This is a genomic window from Candidatus Andeanibacterium sp. (assembly GCF_057143545.1).
Map to the genome: position 1 here is coordinate 1 of NZ_DBNHSF010000005.1, position 6460 is coordinate 6460.

Genomic DNA, 6460 nt, shown 5'->3' on the forward strand with positions numbered 1-6460 from the left:
GGGCGAAACCCCGGTGCACGTCCATTGCATCATGAACTGGCGGGTCTCGGCCTTCTTCTATCGCTTCCACCGCGATCACGGGATGGACGAAGGGCTGGCGCGCGCGCTGATGCTCATGCAATGGGATCCGGACACCAATGACCACCCGGCGGCCCCCGCCTGGGCGAAGTTCATCAGGGGAGAGGAGAGCTGACGATGGATTTTGGCGGAAGGCATATCGTCGTCACCGGCGCGTCGAGCGGAATCGGCCTGGTTACGGCCAGGATGCTGGCCGATCGCGGCGCGAAGGTGTCGCTGATCGCGCGGCGGGCCGAATTGCTCGACGAGGTTGCTTCGCAGATCGGCGGGAATGCCGCCGGGTTCCCCGCCGATGTCGGCGACAAGACCCAGCTCGAACAGGCAATTGACGCCGCCGCCGGCTATTTCGGGCCGGTCGAAGGGTTGTTCGCCAATGCCGGGCTGACCGGCGGCTTTACCCCGGCGGTCGCTTTCGATCCGCAAGTGTTCGAGGAAACCATCAAGGTGAACCTCGTCAGCGTATTCTGGGCGATCCAGAAGGTCCTGCCGGCCATGATCGAAGCCAAGAAGGGCGCGATCCTGGTCACCGGCTCGATGGCTTCGAAGCGCGGCATGGCGATGAACCCCGCCTATGTCGCTTCGAAGCACGGCGTGCTCGGCCTGACCCGCGCGATCGCGGTCGAGATGGCACCGCACAATGTCCGCGCCAATTGCATCATTCCGGGTTTCATCAGGACCGAGGCGCTCGACCGGATTCCCGAGCACCAGAAGGGCCTGATAGAGAAGCGCATCCCCCAGCGCCGCATGGGATCGAGCGAGGAACTGGCCGAGGTCGCCTGTTTCCTGCTGTCCGATGCCGCCAGCCATGTCACCGGGCAGGACTGGGCGGTCGACGGCGGGGTGCTGGAGAGCATCGAGGTCTAGGATGGCACTGAAATACTACCATGCCGAGCCCTTGGCCAATTCGCTCAAGTCGATGGTCCCCCTGAAGGAAAAGGGGCTCGACTACGAATCCGTCTATGTCGACCTGCACAAGTTCGAGCAGCATTCCGACTGGTTCGTGGCGATCAATCCCGAGGGCCAGGTCCCGGTGCTCGACCATGACGGCGTCATCATCACCCACACAACGGTCATCAACGAATATCTCGAAGACGCATTCCCCGACGACAATCCCGATGACGGCCCACTGCGGCCGCGCGACCCGGAAGGCGCGGCGCGGATGCGCTATTGGAACAAGTTCGTCGACGAGCATGTCATGAACCATGTCTCGATGCATGGCTGGCATCGCCTGGTCGGCGTGATCGCGCGCAATATCGACGAGGGCACATTCGAAGAGCTGCTGAGTCACATTCCGCTTCCCGACCAGCGCAAGAAGTGGGCGACGGCGCGTTCGGGATTCTCGGAAGCGGACCTCGCCTATGCGACCGAGAAGATCGTCTACGCGCTCGAGAAAATCGAAAAGCAGCTCGGTGAGACCCGCTATCTTGCCGGCGACAGCTACACGCTCGCCGACATCAATTTCTACGCGCATTGCGGTTTGATGGTCGATCGCATGTTCCCCGAGCTCGGAGTGGATACAAAATACAAGCGAATCGTTGCATGGCGTGAGACGATCAGCGCGCGACCGGCCGTAAAGGACGCGCTGGCCAGCGAGGATCGCACTGCGCCCGGTCTCAGGACCTGGAGCGGCGATAGGTGAAGTGAGAATTGGGAGAACAATAATGCGCGCGTGGATGCTGCCCGCCGGGTCCGACGGTTTCGACAGGCTCTACCAGGAAACCCTGCCCGATCCCCAGCCGGGGCCGGGCGAAGTGCTGATCGCGCCCAAGGCCTGGTCGATCAATTATCGCGATTTCGCGGTCGCGGCGGGGAGGTATTTCGGCGGGCCGATCACCGCGCCCTCGATCCCCCTGTCCGACGGCGCTGGCGAAGTGGTTGCGGTAGGCGACGGGGTTTCCGGGCTTGCGCCGGGCGACAAGGTCCAGGGCAGCTTCTTCCTCGACTGGATCAGCGGGCCGCAAAGGATGGGCCGGGCATTGGGCGACGGCAAGGCTCCGGGCATGCTGGCCGAACTGGTCGTGCTGCCGGCACAGGCCGTGGTCAAATGCGCCGACAGTCTCAGCCTGGCCGAGGCTGCCTGCATGCCTTGCGCAGGGGTCACCGCGTGGAATGCGCTGTTCGAAGGCGGGCGCCCGATCGGCCCGGGCAGCCGGGTGCTGGTGCTGGGGAGCGGCGGGGTTTCGATGATCGCGCTCAAGCTGGCGATTGCCGCCGGGGCGGAAGTGATCGCCACCTCCTCGTCGGACGAAAAGCTCGACCGGATCGCGGCGCTCGGCGCGGCCCACCTCGTCAATTACAAGACCGTGCCCGACTGGGGCGCCCATGTCGCGAAAGAGTTTGGCGGGGCACACAAGGTGGTCGAAGTCGGCGGGGTCGGCACGCTGCCGCAAAGCATGGCCGCGCTCGCCAGCGAAGGCGAGATCGCGCTGATCGGTGTGCTCGCCGAGGGCGAACCGCCCCATCCGCGCCAGTTGATGATGACCGGCGGATCGATCCGCGGGATCTTCGTCGGTTCGGTCGAGATGGCGAACAAGCTCAATGCCTATGTCGACGCACATGGCGTGAAGCCGCCGATCGGCAGGAGCTTCGGCTTCGATGAGGCGAAGGAAGCCTATGCCCATGCCTGGGGGCCGGACAGCTTCGGCAAGACGGTGATCGAACTTTAGGAGCAAGGACATGTGGGAAGTGCGCGTCAGCCCGTGCGGCGATTTCGACAACCATCCGTTCGCATCCTCGCATTTCGAGGCGGTGCCGCTGTCGGCGGCGATGGGCGCGGAGATCAGGGGCATTCGCCTGCCCGAGCTGTCCGACGAAGGCTTCGAGGATTTCAAGCGCGCGCTCTATCACCACAAGATGCTCTACATCCGCGACCAGCACCTCACCCATGCCGAGCATGAGGAATGGGCTGCGCGGCTCGGCCCGTTCGCGGTCGATGCCTATACGCAAGGGGTCGAGGGCCACCGCAACGTCCATCCGATCATCAAGGAAGCCGACACGGTCGTCCCTTCGCTGTTCGGCGGCGGCTGGCATACCGACAGCCCGTTCCTCGAGGAGCCGCCGGCGATCACCACGCTGCGCGCGGTCGAGATTCCGCCCTATGGCGGCGACACGACCTGGTGCAATTCGGCGCTCGCCTTCCGGCATCTGTCGAAGACCTACCAGGACATGCTGCGCGGCCTCAGGGTCCACATGTCGGCGCGCAACAACTATCTCACGCAGGAGACGCTGCTCGGCACCGCGATCCAGTTCTCGAACGACGAGACCCGCAAGGCGGGGCTCGAAGGGCGCTACCACCCGCTGGTGCGGACCCATCCCGAATCGGGCGAGGAATCGCTCTATATCTGCGACACCTACACGATCGGCTTCGAAGGGATGACGACGCTCGAAGCCAAGCCGATCTTCGATTTCCTGGTCTGGCACACTACCCAGCACGCCTTTACCTGCCGCCTCAAATGGGAGGTCGGAATGGTCGCGCTGTGGGACAACCGCCTCGCGATGCATCTTGGCCCCAACGATTACGACGGCTTCCGGCGCGAGATGTATCGCACGACGACCGCGGGGACGAAGCCGGTTTAGCCCCGTCCTTCGTTGTTCCCGCCCTTGCGGGATCGACCGGAACGATGTGCTCGTTCGCCGCCGATGGCGGACAATCCACCGGTCCGGCGATCGCTGGCGATGGATGCCCGGTCGCGGACGGTCCGTTCGCCTGTCGCTCGACGAGGAGCTGACATCGGCCGGGTCTGCTGAAGACCGGTTCGGGCGGCGGACGAAATGATCGCCAGAACCATAAGTTATCCACACTTACAACGTGTCTCGAAACTTAAGCAATTCGCATCTCGTGATAAGTGCGTTTCACCTGAAACTAGGGATTTAACGAGATGGCAAAGCCAGCGAAGAAGGCACCGTCAAAACCGAAGCCGAAGGCCAAACCAAAGGCCGCGCCAAAGGCAAAGACTTCGGCCAAGCCAAAGGCGAAAGCAAAGGCTGCTCCAAAGCCGGCGGCAAAGGCAAAGAGCGCGCCCAAGCAAACGGCCAAACCAAAGGCAATGGCAAAGGTTGCGGCCAAGCCAAAGGCGAAAGCTGCCGCCAAGCCGAAAGCCAAGGCAAAGGTTGCGGCCAAGCCGAAAGCGAAAGCTGCCGCCAAGCCCAAGGCCAAGGCGAAGGTTGCCGCCAAGCCGAAAGCCAAGGCCAAAAGCGCGCCGAAGTCAGCCGCCAAACCGAAGGCAAAGCCAAAGGCTGCACCGAAGGCAAAGGCTTCGGCCAAGCCGAAAGCGAAAGCTGCTCCAAAGAAGAAGTAGCCGCAGATCCGTTCGGGGCGGGTGGTTTCGCCTGGCGGTTCGGCCTGGCCGATCGCATCGGGTTGGATCGATCCGCGCTTGCCCTTTCGGTGCGATGAGATGCCGAATGGTGTTGGATGCGTTGTGCTTGTCGCCCGCGATCTGCGTATCGGGCAGGCCGGGACGGTCGCGCTGCGAAGGATAGTTGCTCGGTCCGCTGCGCTCGCCGGGAAACGATCCCCTCACGCCAGCGCGGCACCGGCTCCGGCCGGTCGCGGGCGTGGGATTTGGCTTCGATACCTATCTGCTGACCGCTATGCTGGCCTGGATAACCAATGGACGAATCGGCATGGTCGGAGCCTCGGCCACCAGCTTGACCCAGAGGGCGTCCCCGTCCCTGAACCAGGAAGTCTCGTTCGCCGCGCGCAATGCGTCCAGGCTGCCCTGCTGCGTTCCGGAGGCTGCCTTGGTGAAACCCGGCAGTTCGAATATGACCCATGAGCCCTGGTCCATTTCACTCATACTGAGAGAGACTTCCGGCCTTTCGGTTTTCACCTGGATCTCGGTGCCGGCACGCACAGTGCTCTGGTTGCCCGTGATGTGAAATTCCTTGCCGTTGCGAACCAGCGCGATGGGCTCCTGCGGAGCGGCGGGGGCGGGAGGAGCGGGTGCAGCCGCTGGAGCGGTTCGAGCGCCGAACGCGAGTCCGCGTCCGCCAAGTCCTGCTGGCCTTGGCGAGAGATACAAGCGTCCGACATCGCCCGTGCAGACAGAGGCGTTCCAGCTGGGATGAATCTCGCAGCTGTCGTCGGTGACGATACTGTCGAACTCGCCGTCGTGGAGCATGATATGGGAATCGGGGACGCCCGTCACCGAACCGTCGAGGTCGTGGATCGATAGCGTCCGATAAGCGACGCCGCCCCGGTTGTCGTTATCGAACCTCAGATCGTAGTTCGGAAAATAGACCGGCTTGGCGTTGACGAATTGCGCTCCCTCGATGGTGCTTGCGGTGGTGACCCCCGAGCTCGTGAACAGCAGCCAGGAAAGCGCTCCGGTCTTTCGCCGGGCGTTGTCCTGGTAGTTCACGAAGGTCGTGTTGACCACCTCGTCGCGGTAATCGTAGTATTCGTAGGCACGGATCGGGAAATCCGGAATTGGCGGCTTCGGCAGGCTGCGGCCATAGGCGACTTCTTCCGGCGTGGTGGGATTTCCGATATTGTCGGTTTCGCCCACGATCAGCGAATCCTCCAAACGCGAGGTAAACCGCTGGCTGCCGAAATCACCCGATGAATGCGTCATGCCGATGGCGTTGTCGGCGAGCTTCAAATTGCGGAATATGTGCAGCTCGCCCCGGCCCCAGAGCCCGCCATTGCGGTTCTTGTAGCTGGTCAAATCCTCGATCAGCGTTTCCACGAAGGGGCTGTCCGGGTCGGCAGGATTTGCCCGCGGCATGAACGCGTTCCCGGCCAGGCCGAAAGTGTTGTCTTCATTGATGTTGCGGTCGAACATGAACCCGTCGAAGTTTGAATGCGCCACGTTGCCCCTGAATGCTCGCAGTGGCGTGCGGCGCGGCCAGGTGTTGGCGGCAACCTCCGTGCCGAGGAAGGCGCCATTGGGGTGCTCCGGCAGGGACAGCCAGAAACCGTTCTGATCGGAACCGGCCGCGACATTGTCGATAAAGCTGTTGTCCGGGTTGGTGATCCAGAAGGACGCCACCGTGTTGTCCGAAGGCAGCAGGGTGGCCCCGCCGGAAAAGCTGATTTGCCTGACGGTCATACGGTTCGCATAGGTATAGTTGTTCTCGCCATTGGCGGCGAGGTTGGTGGGCACGCAGGCCAATGTCGGATGACACTTGGTCTGGATCGCCAGGTTCCTGACGAAGCGGTTGCCGGTCTCGATCCCGTCTTCGAGGAAGAAACAGTGGCCCACCGTGTTGTAGGTCACGTTGTTCTCGATCCGCAGGTCGTTGGTGCCGTGGACGGTGACGCAGCGGTTGTAGGTGTCATGGATCGCGGCATTGCGGATGTACATGCCCGCGCCTTCGCCGAGCAGGTGGAAATGCATCGGGTAGCGGGCGAGGGTCAGATGCTGGCCCATGCGGTAAA

General features: G+C 62.9%; 7 protein-coding genes. 5 read left to right on the forward strand and 2 right to left on the reverse strand.

Annotated elements, in window-relative coordinates:
* The 5 genes from AC16XC_RS00310 to AC16XC_RS00330 all read left to right on the forward strand — a co-directional run.
* On the forward strand, window positions 1–193 hold a 193-nt coding region (locus AC16XC_RS00310; RefSeq protein WP_484032635.1), incomplete at its 5' end, for a protein-tyrosine phosphatase family protein.
* Window positions 194–195: 2 nt separating this feature from the next.
* Entirely contained in the window at window positions 196–942 is a 747-nt protein-coding gene (locus tag AC16XC_RS00315; RefSeq protein WP_484032636.1) for an SDR family NAD(P)-dependent oxidoreductase, read from the forward strand.
* Window position 943: 1 nt separating this feature from the next.
* Entirely contained in the window at window positions 944–1717 is a 774-nt protein-coding gene (locus AC16XC_RS00320; RefSeq protein WP_484032637.1) for a glutathione S-transferase family protein, read from the forward strand.
* A 22-nt stretch (window positions 1718–1739) separates the two neighbouring features.
* Window positions 1740–2744, forward strand: coding sequence for a zinc-dependent alcohol dehydrogenase family protein (locus AC16XC_RS00325; protein ID WP_484032638.1), 1005 nt, complete (start codon window positions 1740–1742; stop codon window positions 2742–2744).
* A 10-nt stretch (window positions 2745–2754) separates the two neighbouring features.
* Window positions 2755–3654, forward strand: a complete 900-nt coding sequence (locus AC16XC_RS00330) for a TauD/TfdA dioxygenase family protein (protein ID WP_484032639.1) — start codon at window positions 2755–2757, stop codon at window positions 3652–3654.
* 286 nt (window positions 3655–3940) lie between these two features.
* On the opposite strand, the gene AC16XC_RS00335 is transcribed toward AC16XC_RS00330, so the two are convergent.
* Window positions 3941–4342, reverse strand: coding sequence for a hypothetical protein (locus tag AC16XC_RS00335; RefSeq protein WP_484032640.1), 402 nt, complete (start codon window positions 4340–4342; stop codon window positions 3941–3943).
* 313 nt (window positions 4343–4655) lie between these two features.
* A partial coding sequence (locus AC16XC_RS00340; protein ID WP_484032641.1) for a hypothetical protein occupies window positions 4656–6460 on the reverse strand: 1805 nt, incomplete at its 5' end.